This is a genomic window from Rothia sp. HMSC069C03, from assembly GCF_001811075.1.
Lineage (GTDB): Bacteria > Actinomycetota > Actinomycetes > Actinomycetales > Micrococcaceae > Rothia > Rothia mucilaginosa.
In genome coordinates, this window is record NZ_KZ627140.1 from 193,849 (window position 1) to 214,046 (window position 20,198).

At 62.7% G+C, this 20,198-nt stretch carries 14 protein-coding genes; 11 read left to right on the top strand and 3 right to left on the bottom strand.

The window, feature by feature from the left end; genetic code table 11:
- Nucleotides 1–171: 171 nt before the first annotated feature.
- From HMPREF2779_RS07965 to mutM, 11 genes are all read left to right on the top strand, one after another.
- Complete coding sequence (locus HMPREF2779_RS07965; RefSeq protein WP_070686598.1) at nt 172–1,290, top strand: D-alanine--D-alanine ligase family protein; 1,119 nt, start codon at nt 172–174, stop codon at nt 1,288–1,290.
- A gap of 732 nt (nt 1,291–2,022) precedes the next feature.
- On the top strand, nt 2,023–3,351 hold the full coding sequence (locus HMPREF2779_RS07970) for a PT domain-containing protein (RefSeq protein ID WP_233992322.1): 1,329 nt from the start codon (nt 2,023–2,025) through the stop codon (nt 3,349–3,351).
- 78 nt (nt 3,352–3,429) lie between these two features.
- A complete protein-coding gene (locus tag HMPREF2779_RS07975; RefSeq protein ID WP_070686593.1) occupies nt 3,430–4,785 on the top strand; it encodes a thiamine-phosphate kinase in 1,356 nt (451 codons plus the stop codon).
- Nucleotides 4,786–5,063: 278 nt separating this feature from the next.
- Nucleotides 5,064–6,419 (top strand): DAK2 domain-containing protein, encoded by a 1,356-nt coding sequence (locus HMPREF2779_RS07980; protein ID WP_105361250.1) that lies wholly within the window; start codon nt 5,064–5,066, stop codon nt 6,417–6,419.
- Entirely contained in the window at nt 6,416–10,180 is a 3,765-nt protein-coding gene (locus HMPREF2779_RS07985) for an ATP-dependent DNA helicase RecG (protein ID WP_105361251.1), read from the top strand. The genes HMPREF2779_RS07980 and HMPREF2779_RS07985 overlap by 4 nt, the downstream gene beginning before the upstream one ends.
- Before the next feature lie 110 nt (nt 10,181–10,290).
- Nucleotides 10,291–10,920: a 16S rRNA (guanine(966)-N(2))-methyltransferase RsmD gene (gene rsmD, locus HMPREF2779_RS07990; RefSeq protein WP_070686588.1), complete on the top strand. Its 630-nt coding sequence runs from the start codon at nt 10,291–10,293 to the stop codon at nt 10,918–10,920.
- 106 nt (nt 10,921–11,026) lie between these two features.
- Entirely contained in the window at nt 11,027–11,503 is a 477-nt protein-coding gene (gene coaD, locus HMPREF2779_RS07995) for a pantetheine-phosphate adenylyltransferase (RefSeq protein WP_070686587.1), read from the top strand.
- A 240-nt stretch (nt 11,504–11,743) separates the two neighbouring features.
- On the top strand, nt 11,744–12,352 hold the full coding sequence (locus HMPREF2779_RS08000) for a YceD family protein (protein WP_105361252.1): 609 nt from the start codon (nt 11,744–11,746) through the stop codon (nt 12,350–12,352).
- 30 nt (nt 12,353–12,382) lie between these two features.
- Nucleotides 12,383–12,586 (top strand): 50S ribosomal protein L32, encoded by a 204-nt coding sequence (gene rpmF, locus HMPREF2779_RS08005; RefSeq protein WP_005505656.1) that lies wholly within the window; start codon nt 12,383–12,385, stop codon nt 12,584–12,586.
- A 16-nt stretch (nt 12,587–12,602) separates the two neighbouring features.
- Nucleotides 12,603–13,292 carry a ribonuclease III gene (gene rnc, locus HMPREF2779_RS08010; protein WP_070686585.1) on the top strand — a complete coding sequence of 230 codons (690 nt, stop codon included), beginning with the start codon at nt 12,603–12,605 and terminating at the stop codon, nt 13,290–13,292.
- Between the two features lie 75 nt (nt 13,293–13,367).
- Nucleotides 13,368–14,429 carry a bifunctional DNA-formamidopyrimidine glycosylase/DNA-(apurinic or apyrimidinic site) lyase gene (gene mutM / locus HMPREF2779_RS08015; protein WP_105361253.1) on the top strand — a complete coding sequence of 354 codons (1,062 nt, stop codon included), beginning with the start codon at nt 13,368–13,370 and terminating at the stop codon, nt 14,427–14,429.
- Nucleotides 14,430–14,577: 148 nt separating this feature from the next.
- On the opposite strand, the gene HMPREF2779_RS08020 is transcribed toward mutM, so the two are convergent.
- From HMPREF2779_RS08020 to HMPREF2779_RS08030, 3 genes are all read right to left on the bottom strand, one after another.
- Entirely contained in the window at nt 14,578–15,834 is a 1,257-nt protein-coding gene (locus tag HMPREF2779_RS08020) for an NAD-dependent epimerase/dehydratase family protein (RefSeq protein ID WP_105361254.1), read from the bottom strand.
- A gap of 33 nt (nt 15,835–15,867) precedes the next feature.
- Nucleotides 15,868–18,882: an alpha/beta fold hydrolase gene (locus HMPREF2779_RS08025; protein ID WP_105361255.1), complete on the bottom strand. Its 3,015-nt coding sequence runs from the start codon at nt 18,880–18,882 to the stop codon at nt 15,868–15,870.
- Between the two features lie 85 nt (nt 18,883–18,967).
- On the bottom strand, nt 18,968–20,020 hold the full coding sequence (locus tag HMPREF2779_RS08030) for a 3-oxoacyl-ACP synthase III (protein ID WP_105361256.1): 1,053 nt from the start codon (nt 20,018–20,020) through the stop codon (nt 18,968–18,970).
- Between the last annotated feature and the right edge of the window lie 178 nt (nt 20,021–20,198).

Below are 20,198 nucleotides of genomic sequence, written 5' to 3' on the forward strand. Positions count from 1 at the left end.
ATGCTAGAAGAAGAATGAACGTAGACATCCGAGGACTGATACCGTTGCGGAAGACCGGTGCGCGAGAAACGCATTAGTGACCGCGACGGTATTCATGCGTTAGGATTATTGACGCATTGCCGTTCTACCTTCCGGACCTGAGGGTAGGGGAACATTGACTAGGAGAAATATATGACCGAGAAGAAGACCGTCGCCCTGCTGTGCGGTGGCCGCTCCTCCGAGCACCCCATTTCGCTCATTACCGCCGCTGGCGTGCTGGGTGCCATCGACCGCACCGCCTACGAGGTCATCACTATCGGCATTACCCGTGACGGCCGCTGGTACCTGACCGATGAGCAGCAGCTTGCCGAGCTGACCGCTGGCACTCGCGGTACCGCAGAGTTCCCCGAGGGTACCCAGCAGGTGTTCCTGCCGATGGGTACTGGTGATTCCCGCTTGACCCTGGTGGATGCTGAGGGTATCGTTACCCGCACCGCACCGGTGGACGTTGTGTTCCCGCTGCTACACGGCCCCTTCGGTGAGGACGGCACCGTGCAGGGTCTACTGGAAATGGCTGACCTGCACTATGTGGGTTGCGGTGTGACCGCATCCGCTGTGGGCATGGATAAGCACTTCATGAAGGTTGCTTTCGAGTCCGCTGGCCTGGAGGTCGGCCCCTACGAGGTTGTCACCAACCGCGAGTGGGAGCACGAGGACCGCGAGCAGATTCTGGAGCGCGTGCTGAAGCTGGGCTTCCCCCTGTTCGTGAAGCCGACTCGCGCAGGTTCTTCCTTCGGTATTACCAAGGTGGATTCGGTGGAGGAGCTCGTGCCCGCGATTGAAGAGGCACGCCGCCACGACCCGAAGATCATTATTGAGGCAGGTATTGTGGGCCGCGAAATCGAGTGCGCTGTGCTCGATGGCCACCACGGCGAGATGCCCCGCGCATCCTACCCCGGCGAGATTGAGGTTGTGGACCAGGACCACGGCTTCTACGACTTCGAGGCGAAGTACGTTTCTGAGTCTTCCGCTGTGACCGTGTGCCCGGCAAACCTGCCGCAGGATGTGCAGGAGCGCCTGCGTGAGCTGGCCGTGAAGGCGTTCCTGGCGCTGGATGGTGAGGGTCTGTCTCGTGCGGACTTCTTCTACACTGAGGACGGCCGCCTGGTCATCAACGAGGTGAACACCATGCCCGGCTTCACCCCGATTTCGATGTACAAGACCATGTGGGAGAACACCGGTATCTCTTACACTGATTTGATTAGCGAGCTGCTGACCCTGGCGATGGAACGCCCCCTGGGTCTGCGCTAGTTTTAGAGAGTGCTTAACGAGCGGACTAAGTTCTTTAGGTGACGCTTAGCATATGAATATTTAACGGTGGGGGAACGCCCCTGCCGCAAGGCGCCTCGGTGCGGATTCTTGAGAGTCTGTACCGGGGTTTTCTTGCGCGGCTGGCAAGTCGGTTGCCGAGGAAAGCGGTGAATTGGTACGTATTTCCAGCATATATGCTGATGAGAATCGTTTGTTTTAATTCATGAAAAAATCACTTATACCCACCTTGGAGCTACTCGAATGGGGGAGCGTAAGTTCTAAAGCGGCACTGATAAGGAGAAATGGAATTCTGCTCACAAGTGCATAAAATGATGCTTCTGGATAATGAAAAGATTCGATAGATGGTTCTTGCACTTGGTGAATCTCAAAGCTCGCTAGGAAAGCGCTAAAATGGGTAATGAAGAAAAAGCTGATTCGGTAGAATAGATGAAGGCATCTCCGGTTCACCTAATGACCGGATATCTATTCACTCACAATGTATTAGAAAGTCAAGGACAACCTTTGGGAAAACGAAACCGTAAGGTGGTCTCTGCGAGTCTGGCGACAGCACTGGTTGCTTCCGGAAGTCCATACGTAGCCTTATTTGCTCAAGGTGTGCAGGAGGCGGCGTCACAGCTTCCGTCAAACCCTGTTGACGCCGCAGAACAAGCCCTAGACCCCACCGCTAACGCGGCATCTTCCTCTCAGACGGCAGTACCCACGCTCGCAACCGTGAGCGCATGGCCCACCGCTCAGGGGGACAATAAGACTGACAACGCGCAGGCAGAGCCCATCGCTCAGCCTAGCGCTTCTTCGAGCGCTCAGCCCACCGCTAGCGCCGAGCCTTCCGCGAGTGCTACGCCCAGCCCGGATGCGACTCCTACCCCGAACGCTACCGCGCAGCCCACTGCCGAGCCTTCCGCTTCTGCGAGTCCTAGCGTAGAGGCTTCTAAGGATGCGACCGCTGAGCCTACCGCTACGCCGACTGTAGCTCCTAGCGCAAGTGCCGAACCGAGTGTTGCTCCTACCGCAACTCCGACGGTTGAGCCGACTGTAGCTCCGACTGCGGATCCTACGGTCCAGCCGACGGCAGAACCTACTGTTGCTCCCACTCCGGAGCCGACCGTAGCGCCTACTGTGGAGCCCACCGCAGAACCCACCAAGGATGCAACTCCTGAGCCTACTCAGGATCCGACTCCTGAGCCTACGGTAGAGCCCACTCCTGAACCTACTCCCGAGCCGACTCAGGAACCGACTGAGGCACCCACCCAGGATCCTTCTCAGGTTCCGGTCGTTCCGGCCCCGGTTCAGGATCCGACTCAGGAGCCCTCCAAGGAAGCTAAGCAGGAGCCGACTAACGAGCCGACCAAGGATGCGGTCATCCCCGTGATTCCGGTAGCTCCCGTAGCTCCGGTAGAGGATAACAAGGACAGCTCGGACTCCAAATCGGTTACCCCGATTGAGACCGAACCTGTTGCTCCGATTCCTCCGGCGAACAACCCAGTGACCACCCCCAACAACCGTCAGAAAATCTCTGGGGAAGATGTCATTATCTCCATTGAGATTCCGCGACCGGGCGACTCCTCTGAAGCTTCAAGATCCTCTTCGGGATTTTCAAGTTCTTCATCGAGTACCAAGGCACCGAATGGCAGGCTTGGTAACGACGAGAATGATCCGTTGCGCTCTGGGGGCACCACCCTCGGACGAATCGCAGCCAATAACGGCTCGAATGACTCCATCCCTGGTGCGGCAGACTGGGTTGCTGAATACCTCTCGCGCAATAAGACCGGTGAGGACCGCTCCCAGATGGCAAGCCCCTCGAACTCCTCAAACTCGGCATCGGCTTCGAAGTCGCCCAGCTCCTCCGCCTCGGATAGCGCCAGCCGCTCCGCAAAGAGCGTTGCAAAGGCTGACGGCGCGAACGCCGCCCAGGAGCAGACCGTGAAAAATGCGGACGCGGATGATTCCGGACTTTCCGGCATTGCACCGCTGATTCTCTTCTCGCTCATCGCTCTGGTGCTGATTGCTCTGGCAATCCGCTACTTTAGCCGCGGAGCATAAGGCGAACATAACGCGTAAGAATACGCGATAATAGAGGATGTGAATCCTCAGACTTTTAGCGAAACGCGGGACAACCCCATGCGAGAGACACCTCTCTCAAAGCTAGGAGAGTCCCGCGTTCTGCGCGCTTTCATGCCGATTATCAACGCCCACAACGAGCAGGTCGCCGCTACGGCACGCCAGGCGGGGCACTTTGAACCCCTTGATGTGGGTCCCGGTGACGACTGTGCCGTCCTCGCCGCACCCGCGCCCGGTCAGCGTACCGTGGTCACCACCGACACTCTCGTTGAGAACCAGGACTTCATGAACCTGTGGCCCGGCGGTATTGCACGGGTGGGTGAGGCCGGTGAGTTCATTCTGGAACCTGCCCGCAGCAGCGGTTACGATGTGGGGCGCAAAGCCGCGACCCAGAACCTTGCCGACGTTGCCGCCATGGGTGCACGCCCGGTGAGCCTCTTCATCTCCTTGAGCTTGCCTGGTAGCACTCCTTACGGCTGGATTGACGGCTTCGCCCACGGCATTGTGGACGGAATCAACGTCTGCGGAGCCACCGGATGTGTGATTGGCGGTGGCGATATTGGCGACTCCACCGAAATGTCTGTGACTGTCACAGCCCTCGGCTACACGAATCGCGCCGTGCTGCGCTCCGGCGCACGCCCCGGCGACACTATCGCCCTGGCGGGACGTACCGCGTGGTCTGATGCCGGTCTGCGCCTGCTGCTCAACCGGCTCTCCCTGCCCGCCACGGCACTGTTGCGTGCCATCGCCGCAGGCCAGGAAGTCGAAGCGGCGCTGGATGCGGTGGGACAGGCGTGGGCTCAGAAGCAGATTGAAAAGCAGGGCGAGGGATCGGCTGTTGCTCTTCCCGAGGGGCTCATCGAGCTTGTCCGCACCCTCACCCCGGAAGATGCCGCGCACATGATTGCGGTCTGCGAGCGCGCCGTCGCGTCGCAGCACCACCCGGTCAGCCTCATCCCCGCCGGTGAGGTGGCGCGCCAGCATCAGGCAAGCTCTATGCTGGATCTTTCCGACGGGCTCGTCAAGGACGCCGGGCGACTTGCCGCCGCCTCCGGGGTGCAGATGCGTCTCGACCGTGCCGTCGTGGATGCGTTCGCCGAGCCGCTACTACCGTTGGCGCGCCTGCTGCTGGCGATTGGTGAGCGCAACGAGGCGGGGGAGAGCCCCGCATCCCTGGCGCGCACCTTCGTGCTGGTTGGCGGAGAGGACCACGGCCTGCTGGCGACCTTCCCCGGTGAGGTGCCCGAAGAGTTTGTGCCCCTGGGCACCTGCGTTGCGGACGCCCCGGAGCGAGGTCTGAGCGCCGAACTCTACGGTGCCGAGCGCCGCCACAATGCGGTGACCGGCGCGGCGGTCGTGATGGACGGCCGTTCCCTGGACGGCATGGGCTGGGAACACTACGGGGCTTCCGCGTAGGAGTTCCACCGAGTGCCGCGAGGCGCGTGCGGTTTGTATGTTTAGTCCGTGCTTTCATCCTCTGGGCTTTCATCCCGCGGGATAGACGACGGGCAATACCGTACATTTAACCGAAATTACCTAGAATAGAAGTACGAAATAGGTTGGATTCCGCCCGTACCGCGGGCACCGGGAAATCAGTCGGGAACTAGCCACAAACTCAGCCGAGAACTAGTTGAGAAATCAGCCGAGAACCGAGCGAAACTGACAAAACCGACGAAACCGACGAGGAGGGTAGCGTGAACGCAGAACAGAACCAGCGCACCGAAGAACGCGAGATTTACCGCCGCGCCTGCGTGCGCGCCTACCGCTTCGGCGTAGCGTGGTCCACCGCCGCCCGCACCACCATCGAACGCTACCGCGAGGCGCTCAACGAACTCAATGGGTTCCCCGTGCCCGATAAGGACACCGGCTCCAATATCGCCCATACCCTGCTGACCCTGACCGAAGAGTTTGAGCGAGGCATGGAACAGGTTCTGCCCAGTGAGGCTCTGCCCCGTAAGGTTCTGCCTAGTGAGGTTCTTCCCGCTGGCGAAATTCCCGGCGGAGAGGGTGCCTGCGTGCCCGAGGCGGCGGGCGCCTCCGAAGAGGAAACCCTCGCCCACCTGTGGATTCAGCTGGGCGGAATCTACGAGCACGCGATTATGCGCGCATCCCGCGTAGCACGCGGCAACTCGGGTACCCTGCTTTGCGCTTGGGCGCTGGAGGCGGTGCGTAGTTACTGGTTCCTGCCCGGAAACCTCGCTCGGGAGCTCGGCGACGCAGCCGATGAGCTGCCGCTCGTGCGTGCCCTGGAGACAGACTACGAGCGTGTGCTGGCTGGCGGTTCCCAGCCGAAGCATCGCGAAGTGAAGCTGGAGTACGCCCACGCGGAGGCGCGCGCGATGGCGTTCGCGGCTGAGCGTATTCGAGCCAGCGTGGGGGAGCAGATGGTGCCCTCCACGATGTTGTCGGTCATGGTGGAGCTCGCCCGCCTGGATGCACACTATGATGCATCGCAGGACGCAGAAGCCACTGACGAGACGCTGAAAGAGCGTCGACGTGCGCTGATGCGTGCCGCCCTGGAACGTACCGCACAATTCCCGCCCTCGCCCGAGCTTGCCGGTTTCGTGGATGCCGGCGCGCTCGGCTTCTACCTTGCCGTGGTGCACTCCAACCCGCGCTGGGAGGGCGCAACTCTGAGCGAGGCGCAGGTGGAGTCCATGCTGCGTGCTCCCTCTGCCGGTGTGACTTCTATAGCCGGTTCGGCGGCACGAGTGGGTTCTGAACAGGCGGGCTCTGAACTTGCCGAGCACGCAGAAGGTGGGCACGCAGAACACGCGGGGCAGAGCGGCTGGGAGATCATGGGTACGCTGACCTGCGAGCCCCTCGCCCTGGCGCAGCTACGCCCCGAACTTGAAGCCATGGGCGACAGCCTGCTCATTACGCCCCTGGACATGGCGGCTGGACTCTGGGCGTTGCACGTGCACGTTCCCGAAATCGACCCCGCCCGCAAGCTGATTATGGGCTACGGTCAGTGGTCGGATGAGCGTATTTCCTCCCTGACGGACGGTCACCACGCCGACCACGCGTGCGGTGCGGAGGGCGGCGCATGAGCCCCGCCCGACGTTCCGTGAACCCGCAGCAGGAAGCCCTGGACCTGGGGCTTCCCGAGCCTGCTCCCGCCAAAGCTAAGCCGACAAATACTAAGCCCGCGAAAGCTGAGGCAGCGCAGGGTGAGCCCGTAGATTCAACGGTTGTGGATCCTACCCGCGCTGGTTCTGTGACCCATGCTGATTCCGCGACCCGAGCCGGTTCTGTGACCCGTGCCCAGCCGCGGAAAAAGGATGCACCGCTACTGAGCGATGAACAGCTCCGCACCACCGCCGAGCTGACCGTGCGCGATCTTGCCGCCTACGCCCGAGGCGAGGTGAGCCGCGCCGAGCTGAGCGAACGCGCGGCACAGCGTGCCAGCGCCCCTTATCGTAAGGCGCTCAAGACGCTCAAACATTCGCTGGGTCCCGCCGCGCACACCATGACCGACGACGCTCTCTACGAGCTGGTCGATATTGCGTTGGCGGCACGGCAGGCTACTCAGCCGGAAGCACATCTGCCAGAATCTCCTCAGTCGGAATCACATCTGCCGGGGGAACCTGCCCGGAAAGCACCCGCCCGGAAGAAGCTAGCCCAGAAGAAGCCGACTCAGAAGGCACCTGCTCAGAAGGAACTAACTCAGAACAAACCGAGCCCGCAGGAGAGCGAAACTGCCGCGCGGGATATTTCGGCGCGCCCGCAAAAGGCAACGAAGGCAAGCGAAGAGGGCGAGCAGAAGCCTGCGCCGAAGAAGAATGCGCCGAAGAAGATCGAGCCCGAGGCGGAAGCTGAAAAGCCCGCACCCAAAAAGACTGCACCTAAAAAGGTTGTAGCGAAGAAGACTGCTCCCGCAAAGAAAGCAACCGAATCCGAATCCTCGGTGAAGAGGGTAGCTGACTCCAAGACCGCTACGCAGAAAACCCCCGCGCCGAAAAACGCTACGCAGAAAACCACGCCGACGAAAGCTTCCGCAAAGAAGGCAACTACTGCGAAGGTTGCGGCTGAGAAGCCCGCATCAGCCGCCGCGGAGGCTAAGAGCCGTGCCCTGGCGCGCTACGCCTCCGAAGACCGCATCGAAAATGCGCCGCTCAAAAAGTACCTGCCCGCGTCCACCGCCAAGGCAATCTCCACGCACCTGGACCTGCACACCGTCGGGGAGATGCTCGAATACTTCCCGCGCAAATACCTGCCGCGCGGTGAGCTCAGCTCCTTCGCCGAACTTGTTGAGGGTCAGGACGTCACCATCATTGCCCGCGTGGTACACGTGAGCACCCGAACTATGGCGGCGCGCCGCGGCAAAATCACGGAAGTGACCATCACCGACAGGCTCTCCGACGCCACCGGGCAGGATGCACCTGCAGGTTTTGGGGCTGCCGGTTTTGGTGCCGCTGGCCTCGGTGCTGACGGTCCTGTATCCGTGGTGCACGGGCGCGCTAACCGCCCCGGCGCATCCAGCACATCCATCGTATCCGGTGCGCCCGCGCAGAACTGGCAGGCAACCGGGAAGCACAACCCGCGCATTAACGCGCTCGCTAACTCCACGCAGAACCCAGCCGCCCAGATTCCCCGCGCCCAGAATCTCGCCGCTCAGAACCCTGCACAGGGCAGGGGAGCGCAGCCCGCCTCCTACAGCGGCTACGCAGACAGCTACGGTCAAGATTCGTTCGCGCAGGATAGTTTCGCGCAGGGAGGCCTCTTTGGCGTGCCCGCGCCCAGCATGACGAACCCCGGTGAGCTCATCGGCTCGCAGATGAAGCTTTCCTTCTTCAACGCCTGGACCGCCGCCCGCGAAATCCGCGAGGGTGAAACCATGATGTTCTCCGGCAGGGTCGGCATCTACCGCGGCGAATACACCCTCACCAACCCGCACTACGCCCTGCTCTCGAAGGACGCCTCCGGCGCGGACGTCACCGACGCCGCCACCGCCCCCGTGCCCGTCTACCGCGCCCCCGTGAAGCTGCCCACCGACCGCATTGGCGGCTACATGGCGCAGCTGCTCGAAAAGGTGCCGCTCAAAGAACTCGAAGACCCGGTGCCCTACACGATTCGTCGCGCCCGCAAGGTGCCCTCGCTGGAGTGGACGTACCGCGCCCTGCACACCCCCGACTCGGAGGACACCTGGCGTGCCGCGCAGGCACAGATGCGTTACCGCGAGGCGTTCGTGCTGCAGAGCGCTCTCGCCCGCCTGCATTCGGTGCGTGCCGCGGACCTGACCCAGCCGCGCCCCGCCGTGGAGGGCGGCCTCGCCGATCGGCTGCTTGAGGTTCTGCCCTACGAGCTGACCGAAGGGCAGCAGAAGGTGGGCGCTGAGATTGCAGCCGATTTGTCGAGTGAATCGCCCATGAACCGCCTGCTGCAAGGTGATGTGGGTTCCGGTAAGACCGTGGTGGCTCTGCGCGCCATGCTGCAGGTTGCCGATGCGGGTGGCCAGTCCGCGATGCTCGCCCCGACCGAGGTGCTTGCCGAGCAGCATTTGCGTTCGGTGCTGGACATCCTGGGGGATATGGCGGCCCCCGAAGACTCTGATGCTGATGATTCTGCCGCCGGTTCTGCCGAGGGAATCCCCACGGGGAGCGGGGGGGAGCCCGGCCGTGTGCGTGTGCGCCTGCTGACCGCCTCCATGGGTACCCGCGCCAAGCGCAAGGTACTGCAGGAACTCGCCGACGGCACCGCCCAGATTGTGATTGGCACCCACGCCCTGCTTTCCGATGAGGTGAGCTTCCACGATTTGGGTCTGGTCGTCGTGGATGAGCAACACCGTTTCGGCGTGGAGCAGCGCGACGGCCTGCGCGGCACCGATGGCGCCCTGCCGCACCGCCTGGTCATGACCGCAACGCCCATTCCGCGTACCGTCGCGATGACCGTGTTCGGTGACCTGGATGTGTCCGTGCTCGACACCCTGCCCGTCGGCCGCCAGAAAATCTCAACGCACGTGGTGCCCCTTGCCGAGAAGCCCGCCTGGGCGTCCCGGCTGTGGAGGCGCGCCCGCGAAGAAATCGATGCGGGCCACCAGGTGTATGTTGTCGTACCCAAAATCGGGGAGGACGGCGACAGCCTGGAGGAAGGCGCCGCATTCTTTGGCGCATCCAGCCTGAACGGTGCGGGCGCAGGCAGCTCAGCCCAGGGCTATTTCGGTCAGGGCGGTAACGCGAGCAGTGACGGCAAGGTTCAGCTGACCTCGGTCGCCTCAATGTATTCCTACCTGAGCGCTGAGGACGCCCTCGTCGGCGTGCGTATCGGCACCCTGCACGGCCGCATGGACCCGGCAGAGAAGACCGCCGTCATGACCGCTTTCGAGCGCGGTGAAATTGACCTGCTCATCAGCACCACCGTCATTGAGGTGGGCGTGAACGTCCCGAACGCCACGCTCATGATCATCATGGACGCCGACCGCTTCGGCATCTCGGGTCTGCACCAGCTGCGCGGTCGTGTGGGCCGAGGCGGCTACGCGGGCACCTGCCTGCTGGTTACCCGCCAGGAAGAGGGCGGCGTGTCCCGGGAGCGCCTGGATGCGGTCGCCTCTACCACGGACGGCTTTGAGCTCTCCCGCATCGACCTGGCGCAGCGCCGTGAGGGTGATATTCTGGGTGCTGCACAATCGGGCTCGAAGAGCACCCTGCGCTTCTTGCGGGCGCTCGCCGATGCTGACATTATTGAGCGTGCCCGCGAGGATGCCCGCTCGGTGGTGGAGAAGGACCCGACTCTGGCTAAGCATCCGTCTTTGGCGCGTACGATTGACCGTGCCCTGGACGCTGACCGTGAGGCGTTCCTCGGCAGGGGATAAGCGCCCAACGGGGCAGAACGCTCTGCCAGTCCTGCCCACCAATCTGCCTTGCCCACCACCGACTGAAACCGTGACTTCAACACACCGCACTAGTTAAGAGGAGAGACCCTATGAGCCGTATTATTTCCGGTGCCGCCGGAGGCGTTCGCCTTGTTTCGGTTCCGGGGGATAATACTCGCCCCACCACCGACCGGGTGAAGGAATCCCTCTTCTCCAAGCTGGAGAGCTACGACATTATTCGTGGCGCCCGCGTGCTGGACGCCTTTGGCGGTTCGGGTGCACTCGGTTGCGAGGCGCTCTCGCGCGGTGCGGCCTCCGTGACTCTGCTGGACACCTACCCGAAGGCTGTTGCGGTGATTCGCAAGAACGTTGCCGCGGTGGAGAAAGCGATGGGCCGTAGCGCTACCGGTTCTGCAGCACGCGTGCAGCAGTCTCAGGCGCTGACCTACGTGAAGTCCGTCTCCGGTCCGTGGGACCTGGTGTTTGTTGACCCGCCCTACGCCATGCCGAATGAGCAGGTCAGCGAGCTGCTGGAGGCGCTCACCCCCAAGCTTGCCGAGGGTGCCGTGGTCGTGGTGGAGCGTTCTTCGCGCGACCCGGAGCCTGTGTGGGGCGAGGGCCTGTACTGTTTTTCGACCCGTCAGCACGGCGAGACGGTTCTCTACTATGTGGAGCCTGACGAGGTGGAGGAGCAGGCGGGCGACGAATCCGGCGAGGACGCTGAAGAGCTCGCCGCCTAATCTTGCCGCCTCAGCCTGCGCTCGTCCGCATGCCACTAATCCGCATCCTAAATTCGCCCGCTTCTATTCATTCCAACATCTGATATTTATTAGTGAAGGGACCGCCATGATTGCCCTCTGCCCCGGATCTTTTGACCCCGTGCACCACGGCCACCTGGAAATCATTGCCCGCGCCGCTCAGCTCTTTGACGAGGTGATCGTGGGCGTGGCGCACAATAGTTCCAAGAAGTACCGTTTCTCTCTGGAGGAGCGTGTGCAGCTGGTGCGTGAGTCTCTGGAGGAGCTCGGCATTGAGGGCGTGAGCGTGGAGCCGATTCCGCCGGGTGTGCTGCTTGCCGAGTACGCGGCAGAGCGTGGCGCGAAGGTGCTGGTGAAGGGTCTGCGTTCGGCGACGGACTACAGCTATGAGGCTCCGATGGCGAGCATGAACCGCCACCTGGCGCAGGTTGAGACGGTGTTCTTGGCGGGTGAGGACCGCTATGGTGCGGTGTCGTCCACGATTATTCGTGAGGTGGCGTCGCTGGGTGGTGACGTGACTCCCTTCGTGCCGGAGGCGGTCGCCCGCGCCCTGAAGAGCGCCTAGAAAAACGCCTAAGCAACCCGGGCAACCCGGATGCACACCCATCCAACACGCCCGACATGCCCACCGGCAGGGCCCGGCAGAATAACTCGCACCGCCGACCGGGCGATTAAACCCTTCCAGTAGTAGTCCCGTAGTACCCCTGACCGACCGATTAAGCGCCGCGCGGTGCCTCCTTAAGGGGATATTTAAGAGGTGAGCGCCACTTAAAGAGATTTAAAAGGCGCTTAATCTTGATTAACGGTGCGAATGACCCCTAAAATGGGACTTTGGTTTATACATTTCGTAAGGAGAAACGCCATTTCACGTGCAGACGCATCGCCGCTGGTTGTATCAGTCACTAACCTGATTCACCGCCCCGGCACCATGGAAACTCTCACTGAGGTTCTGCCCGCACCGGCAGACCTGGGTAACACGCTCATCGGCGTGGAAGAGGGTTCGGATATTGACCTCGATATTCGTATGGAGTCTGTTGTTGATGGTATCCTAGTTACCGGCTCCGTCGTTGTGGATGTACACGGCGAGTGTAGCCTCTGCTTGGATCCGATTGATTACGAGATGTCGGCCAATATTCAAGAGCTTTTCGTCTTTGAGAAGGCCCCGGCTGGCGGCCCCGAAGACGAAGTAGATGAGCAGTACGCCGTTGAGGATGATTCCATCGACCTTGAACCGGCTCTGCGGGACGCAGTAATCCTTCAACTGCCGTTCCAGCCTGTTTGTAGGGACACCTGCCAGGGTCTGTGCGCCGATTGCGGTGCGCGCCTGGAGGATGACCCCGGGCATCATCACGAGGTGTTGGATTCGCGCTGGTCGGCCCTACAGGGCCTGCTCGGTGCAGATACCGAAAACTAAATTGTTGTTACTAGAGATTGTGAGATAGCTGTGGCTGTTCCCAAGCGCAAGATGTCCCGCGCTAACACCCGCGCACGCCGTTCCCAGTGGAAGGCATCCGTGCCCCAGCTGGTTAAGACCGTTGAAAACGGTCGCGTGACCTACAGCCTGCCCCACCAGGCAAAGGTTGTAACCGACGCTGCAGGCAACGCCCTGTTCCTGGAGTACAAGGGCCGTAAGGTTGCAGACGCCTAAGAAGCGGTGAATCCTTATGACTGAATTTCCTAGTGTTGATACTAGGGAGTTGCGTAAACGTCTCGGAGTCGATATCGACGCCGAGACGTTTTTGCTATCCCTAACCCACCGCTCCTACGCCTTCGAGAACCCCGGGGCGGAGCATAATGAGCGCCTGGAGTTCCTGGGCGATTCGGTGCTTTCCCTGGCGATCGCTGAAGAAGTGTACCGACGCTACCCCGACCTGCCCGAGGGTGAGCTCGTGAAGCTGCACCACGTGGTGGTGTCTACGGTGGCGTTGGCGAAGGTGGCACGCGATCTGGATCTGGGCAGGTACATCCTGCTCGGTAAGGGCGAGATTCACACCGGCGGCGCCGATAAGGACTCGATCCTTGCCGACACCATGGAAGCGATTTTTGGCCTGACCTACCTGGAGTGCGGTCGCGAGGCGGCTCGTGACCTGGTTCTGCGCCTGATTGCGCCGCTGCTCGACGATGAGAAGGTCCTGAACTCTGGACGTGACTGGAAGACCGAGCTGCTGAACCTCGCCACCGCCCGCGGTTGGGGAGACGTGCGCTACGAGGTGACCGGCGAGGGCCCCGACCACGCGCGCGTGTACACTGCGGTCGCTATTGTGGCGAACCAGCAGGCCGGTACCGGTGTGGGTCCGAGCAAGAAGGAGGCGGAGCGCCTTGCCGCTGAGCAGGCGTACCGCGTTCTGGTTTAGGCTCTTTCAATCATCCTGCAGGTCTGTTAGCTCTGCGGGCTCTTGATTCTGCAGCCCCGCTGATTGGAGGGAACCATGCCCGAACTACCCGAGGTGGAAACCGTTCGCGCAGGTCTAGCCGACCATTCGTTGGGTCGGCCCGTGCGGGCGGTGCGCGTGGTCGATGCCCGTTCGCTGCGCAGGTACCTGCCCGGTCCCGCCCACTTTGAGGCGGCACTGACCGGCAGGGCGCTGCGCGGTGCCTACCGCCGCGGCAAGTACCTGTGGCTGACCCTGAGCGAGGCGGACGGCACGCTTGCCGAGGAGGCGCTCGTGGTGCATCTGGGTATGAGCGGTCAGCTGCTCGTGCGCGATGAGCCGGGCGGCAATGTGGACGGCGAATCAGGCGGAGATTCCGGCAGCGACTCGGGTAATGATTCGGAGGCTCGCGCGGCCTTTGATGAGCAGCCGCGGCACCTGCGCGTGGCGCTCGAACTAGGACCGGTGGGAGCTACCAGCGGCGCGGTGAGCACCAACCGGGCAAGCACCAGGCAGCGCTTGCTCTTCGTGGACCAGCGCATTTTCGGCGGCATGTTCCTCAGCCCGCTGGTACCGGACGTACCCGCGGCGGTTGCAACAAATAAAGCAGCGGCGGGTGAAGTAGCGGAGCGTTTTCTGGTACCGGAAGCGGTCAAGCACATTGCCCGCGACCCGCTGGATGAGTTCTTCGACCCCGCAGCGGTGCGCCGCAAGTTCCTGCGCACCTCCAGCGGCATTAAGAAGGTGCTACTGGACCAGTCGGTCATCTCCGGCGTGGGCAATATCTACGCCGACGAGGCGCTGTGGCGTGCGCGGTTGCACTACGCGAAGCCCGCACGCACCCTTAGCGCCGCTCAAACCCGCGAACTGCTGGAGGCGGTCACCCAGGTGCTGCACGAGTCCCTGGCGGCTGGCGGCACGAGCTTCGACGCCCTGTACGTGAACGTGCTGGGCGAGTCTGGCTACTTTGAGCGCTCGCTGAACGCTTACGGTCGTGCCGGGGAGCCCTGCCACCGTTGCGCGGAGGCGGGCCGCACCTCCCTGATGGTGCGCGAACCGTTCCAGAACCGTTCGTCCTATCGTTGCCCGCACTGCCAGCGGGCGCCACGTTCTCGCTAGATAAAGGCTCACGCTAGATATGCGAATGACGGCGTAGCTACGTTCCTCCCAGATGGGGGATGTAGCTACGCCGTCATTCGTTTAAACCTCAATTGTATATACCGGGGGGCGAGGGAGTCAACCCGAAAGCCACCCCGACAAGAAGCGCTTAGCGGCTGTACCTGTCCCCGTAGAACAAGCCCAGACGCTCGTAACCTTCCTCAATCGACACGGCGGGCTCCCACTGCAGAAGCTCACGGGTGCGGCGCTGATCAAACCAGTGTGCGGTCGACAGCTGCTCGGCGAGGAACTCCGTCATCGGCGGCTCATCACCGGCAGTCACGTTCTTCGGCAGACGCTCCCACACGCGCTCAATGACCTTACCTGCCAGAGCCGCAACCTTCGCCGGAACCGAGAAACGCGGGGCGGGAACGCCCACCGCCTCACAGAAACCGCCCAGTAGCTCAGCGATAGTGCGCGGCTGACCGTTCGTCACCACCAGCGCCCGGCCCGCAAAAGCGTCGAGGCGCTGATAGCCGCGCACCACGGCATCCGCGGCGTTATCAATGTAGAGCGTGTCAATCAGGCCCGTACCGCCAGAGAGCAGCGGCAGACGGCCCGCGGCGGAACGCTCCAGAATACGCTCGACCAGCTGGGTATCGCCCGGACCCCACATCAGGTGGGGACGCAACGCACCCACGCGCAAAACTCCGCCACCGGGCAGAGCAGTGCCGTTCGCCTCCAGCGCCAGAAGCTCAGCGGCAGCCTTCGAACGCGCATAGTTACCGCGCGCGTGCTCCGGGGATGCCACGCCGGCACCATCACCCACAATCGCCGCACCGGCATGAGCCACCGACGGCGACGAAATATACAGGAACGAACCCACTGAGTGATTCAGCGCCGCCTGCAACAGGGTGCGGGTGCCCTCAATGTTGATGCGCTCATAATCAGCCCACTCGCCGCTGACCGAAACCTTCGCCGCGGCATGCACCACGCCGTTCACGCCGGTCATCGCCAGATCCACAGCCTGCGTGTTCGTAATATCGCCGCGCACCTGCTCAAAACGCGGGCGAATCGAATCGGGCAGAAGCGCCGCAATACCCGAATCGCCGCGCTGAAAAACGCGCACATCATAGCCGGCACGCAGCAACGCCAGAACGCTCTCACGACCCAGCAGGCCGCTCGCACCGGTAAAGAGGATGCGCTCGCCAATACGCGGGGCAAAATCAGGCTCCTCAACCGGGCGCAGCGAACGCGGGGCGGGGTCGGTGTAGCGTGCCGCCAGCGGCTGCGCAGGCTTGCGGAACCGCGCCGTCGGGGAAGTCACCGCGTGCGCAGTCGACAGGCGGTGCCCAGACAGGTGGGACACAGACAAGCGGGGTGCGGGCTCGTGGGAAGAGGACTCACGCGAAGAATGAGGGGACATCATACTCCTTAGGCATAGGGATCCGGCAGGCGCTTACGCCCCCGCAAGGACCTTCGACGCCCACTCACCCAGAGCGGGGCGGTCAATCTTCGAATTATGGCGAATATCGGTCGGATGCTCGTGCACCACCAGCACCGCGGCAAGCTCCACGCCGGTATCATCGGCAACCTTCTGACGCACCAGCTGCGAGAGCTCGAAGGGTGCCACACCCTCCGCAATGGGGAAGCGGCGCGCGCCGGGTACGCGATTGAGCAGGGCACGCTTGAGACCCGATGCTGACTGGCGCGCCTCCAACGCAGCAGTATTCGCGGATGCCTCAATGACCAGCACCGGTGCCGCAGTACCTGCAGGGCCCACCGCCACCAGGGCGGCGCGGCGAACCTCGGGTAGCGACTCGGCGGACTGCTCAGCCGCAACCGGGGTCAGCACGCCCTGCGAAGTCAGTAGCACGTGCGCGAGGCGACCCTCAACCCACAGGCGACCCGAAGTGTCCAGGTGTCCGACGTCACCGGTATGATGCCAACCCGGAGTGCTAATGGACTGCTCCTCAGTCACCCACAGGGTATCGTAGCGGTCCTTCACATGCGGTGCCGACACCAGAATCTCACCGGTCACACCCGGCTCATGGGTCAGCTCATCCGCCACCGAACCGTCCTGCAACAGCGGCGCAATGGCCACCGCCGCACCGTACACCGCGAAACCAACGCACACGCCGTCACGGGCGAACGGGTCAAGCACCTCACCGGCAGCATTCGGGGTGCCCTCAGCAATTGCCTGGCGAATCATCTCGAAAGACACATCGGTCACCGGCAGACCCTCGGTCATGCCGTACGGGGTGTGCAGGGAGGCGTTCGGCACCAGGGCGGAGAGCGCCTCCAGCAGCGGCACGGGAATCGGCGCGCCAGCACTCAGCACGGTCTGAACCTTAGCCAACGCTGCACGCTGCTCAGCGTTCAGCTCATCGGCGGTCGCCACCACATTCACCAGGGCGGCGGGGGAAGCAAACACGACCGACGCATCAATAGCCGCCGCAGCCGATGCCAATGCCGAAGCCGTCAGAGTCTTCGGGCGGGTCACATCCATCGTCGGGGTCACGCTGGTAGCACCCAGCGCCGGGCCCAACAGCGCAAACGGCGCGAAGCCAGCTACCAGGCCGCTACCGGGCGCAAAACCGTACGTATTCGCAATGGCGTCGCGCATACCCGCCAGCTGACGCTGCGTGTACACCACACCCTTAGCCGGGCCGGTCGAACCGGAGGTGTACAGCACCGCCGCATCAGCATCCGGCACGGGGGAGGGGAACTCCACCACGGTCGGGGTGGGTACCGGCGCACCCGGAGTACCGTCAGCGGCGGGCGCGGTAAACACCGAACCGGCAACACCCAACAGCTTCTCCTGCACCGAACCCAGCGGCTCCACAGAAATACGCACACCCGGCCACAGCAGGGTACGGGCGGCACTGAGCGCGGCGGGAATACCCACCAGGAATCTCGGGTTAGCGCCCTTCAACGCGCGAGTCAGACCCGGAATACCCAGACCGGTATCAGCCACCACAATGACCGCGCCCAGCTTCATGCAGGCGTAAATCAGGGTGGTCAGGCGGGCACCCGGAGGCACCATCAGGTTCACACGGTCGCCCGGACGCACACCCAGGGCGTGCAGACGGGTCGCGGCGGCGTTGACCTGCTGGTTCAGCTCAGCCCAGGTCAGGGTCACAGAAACGGAGGTGCCGTCACCCTTGGGGTCCATATCCACCACGGCGGTGGAGGCGTCGTTGGCGCGTTCAGCCAGGGCAGCGAGCATGGGGCGGAACGCCGCAGGAACAGCGCCCTCAGCGCCTTCAGTACCCTCCGCGGCAGTGCCCTCGCCGGTAGTCAGGCCGTGGCGGCGCGCGCGGGCGGCACGATGCTCCGCCTCCGCATTACGCGCCGGAACCAGCACACCATCCTCCAGTGTGCCGAAAGTCTGTGCAAGCCACGAAATCATGGGGGAGGCAATGTCGTAATCCTCAATGACCAGGTGCGAGGCCTTCTCGTAGCGGTGCACCTTCGCCTGCGGCATGCGCTCCATCAGGTCGAACAGGTAGCGGCGCTGGAACACCGGGTCCTTCGTGCCCCACTGGAAGAACGCGGGCACGTCCAGGTCACGGATCTGCTCGGCAATACGCTGCATCGGCGTATAGGAAGGAATGTCGGTGCCGGTCGGAATATCGCCCACAAAATTACGCACACCCTCACGCCACGCCGAATGAGCGTACGGCGCACGGTACGTACGGTAAATCGCCTCGTTCAGAGGGCTCGGGTACAGGCGCTTGGGCTGCTGACCCACCGGCTGCGGCAGGGCACCATCAAGCGCCCCGGCACCGGCAGAACCCGGCGCGGGCAGGCGGCCCTCATTCTGAGCCAAACCCAAGGTCACATCAATAAACGCGGTCGAATCGTGAGTACCCCACTCGTGCACACCCAACGCCAGGCGTAGGGCGGCAGGGATATTTTCAATGCCGTCATGGTAGACCGCGGTGTTCGTCAGCATCACGCCCGAAAGAATCTCACGATGCTCCAGCGCCCACCCAAAGGACACCAGCCCACCCCAGTCATGGGCGAGAGTCACGAGCGGCTTATCGGTCTCATCCAGGCCGAGTGCCTTCGTGAAATCACCCAGGTCAGCGATACGGTCGGTCAGGGAGCGGCGCTCACCCTCTAAATCCAGGTGGGTGCGCTCCGAATAACCCATATCAATCTGGTCAACCGCAACCACACGCCACGGGGCGCGCTCATTCACGCCCGCATCCAGTACGGTACGCCACAGGTACGACCAAGTCGGGTTACCGTGCACGCACAGAATCGTGCCAATCGGCTCCAAACCCTGCTCGACCAGCACTGGAAGGTTATCCAGGTAGTGCCAGCGGCGCGCGCCAGCCTGCTGCGCCCGCTGCTCAATGGGGGCGGAGGTGGGCACCTCCAGAAGGTGGGAGTAGCGCGGGTTCACGCCCGCCCATTCCTCCGGGTTATACGGGGGCTGAGCCTTAGGGAAGTTCAAATGGCGCATGCTGGGGGAATCCTTCCGGATCGAATCGGTGAATGTCTACCGCAAAAGCTAACGGGTTACCGGCTAAAGGTTGCTGGCTACCGGGTTACCACTGAATCTCAAGCAGGGCAGTGTTCAGGCCAGAACCCACACCCATGCACAGAATACGGTCGCCCTCCGTGTAGGTCGGCGCGCACTCGGCGAGAGTCATCGGCAGAGCCGCCGCAGCCACATTGCCCCACTTCGGGAAGGTCAAGGGGATGCGCTCACGCTCAATACCGACCGCCTCGATAATGGCGTTCGTGTGGGCGTTAGAAATCTGATGGGTCACGTAGGAGGTCATATCGTTCCACTCCCAGCCGTCCTGATGCGCCTGCTCCCACGCCTGCGCCACCAGCTCCAGGCCGTGCTTGAGCAGGCCCTCGGCGTCAGTGTTCATGCCCTGATCCGCCTCGCCACCGATGCACAGGTTACGGTGCTCAGTGCCCGCGCGGGACACCGAACCGACGATGCGGTGGCCCTCCGGGTGGCGGTCAGCGCGACCAATCACAGCCGCCGCCGCACCCGAACCGAGGGTCAGGGTCGCGAACTGAGCCAGCACATCCTCGCGGGTCGATTCGGGGTTGTTCAGGATGCGCACCGCGGTACGGTGCCACGGGGAGGGGTCCTCGCCAGCGACAATCAGGGCGTAGTCGATAGCGCCCGCATCAATCATGGTGGAGGCGACAGTCATCGCGTTCACAAAGCCCAGGCAGGCATTCGTAATATCGAAGTTCAGGGCGTGACGCGGTAGTTCCAGGCGGTCGTGCACACCCACCGAAACGGCGGGCTCAAAGTTATCGCGAGTCACCGAAGCGTTAATCAGCAGGCCAATCTGGGAACGGTCAATACCCGCCTGCTCGATAGCCTTCTCGGCTGCGGCAACCACGCCGTCCTCGAAGGTCTGGCCCTCAGCCCAACCGCGGCGAGTGCTAATACCGGCTAGACGCTCCAGCAGACCCTTCGGCATGCGCAGACGCTTATAGGTTTGGGCCAGCTGCTCATCGAAGTAGTCGCTCGTGACGACCTCCGGAGGCAGCTCATGGGTAATAGACAGCAGAGCTGCATTAGCGTGGCGAATGTCAGAGTTCGTGCCGACCTTATCGGCGGATGCATTCATCAATGGTGTGGCCCTTGAAAATAGAAGTCAGTGGGATACATAGAAAAACGCGGGGATGCGAACAGCGGCCCCGCAGAATTCGTGATGCTCATTCCAATCTACCGCACCGACCGGGCGAACCCGTATCCGTAGACCCAATATGAACGCGCCCGTTCACCCCGCGCGTAAGATGATGCAC

Coding starts and splice junctions, on each gene's coding strand:
- HMPREF2779_RS07965 (WP_070686598.1), top strand. CDS start 172: ATGACCGAGAAGAAGACCGTCGCCCTGCTGTGCGGTGGCCGCTCCTCC.
- HMPREF2779_RS07975 (WP_070686593.1), top strand. CDS start 3,430: ATGCGAGAGACACCTCTCTCAAAGCTAGGAGAGTCCCGCGTTCTGCGC.
- HMPREF2779_RS07985 (WP_105361251.1), top strand. CDS start 6,416: ATGAGCCCCGCCCGACGTTCCGTGAACCCGCAGCAGGAAGCCCTGGAC.
- rsmD (WP_070686588.1), top strand. CDS start 10,291: ATGAGCCGTATTATTTCCGGTGCCGCCGGAGGCGTTCGCCTTGTTTCG.
- coaD (WP_070686587.1), top strand. CDS start 11,027: ATGATTGCCCTCTGCCCCGGATCTTTTGACCCCGTGCACCACGGCCAC.
- rnc (WP_070686585.1), top strand. CDS start 12,603: ATGACTGAATTTCCTAGTGTTGATACTAGGGAGTTGCGTAAACGTCTC.
- mutM (WP_105361253.1), top strand. CDS start 13,368: ATGCCCGAACTACCCGAGGTGGAAACCGTTCGCGCAGGTCTAGCCGAC.
- HMPREF2779_RS08020 (WP_105361254.1), bottom strand. CDS start 15,834: ATGTCCCCTCATTCTTCGCGTGAGTCCTCTTCCCACGAGCCCGCACCC.
- HMPREF2779_RS08025 (WP_105361255.1), bottom strand. CDS start 18,882: ATGCGCCATTTGAACTTCCCTAAGGCTCAGCCCCCGTATAACCCGGAG.
- HMPREF2779_RS08030 (WP_105361256.1), bottom strand. CDS start 20,020: ATGAATGCATCCGCCGATAAGGTCGGCACGAACTCTGACATTCGCCAC.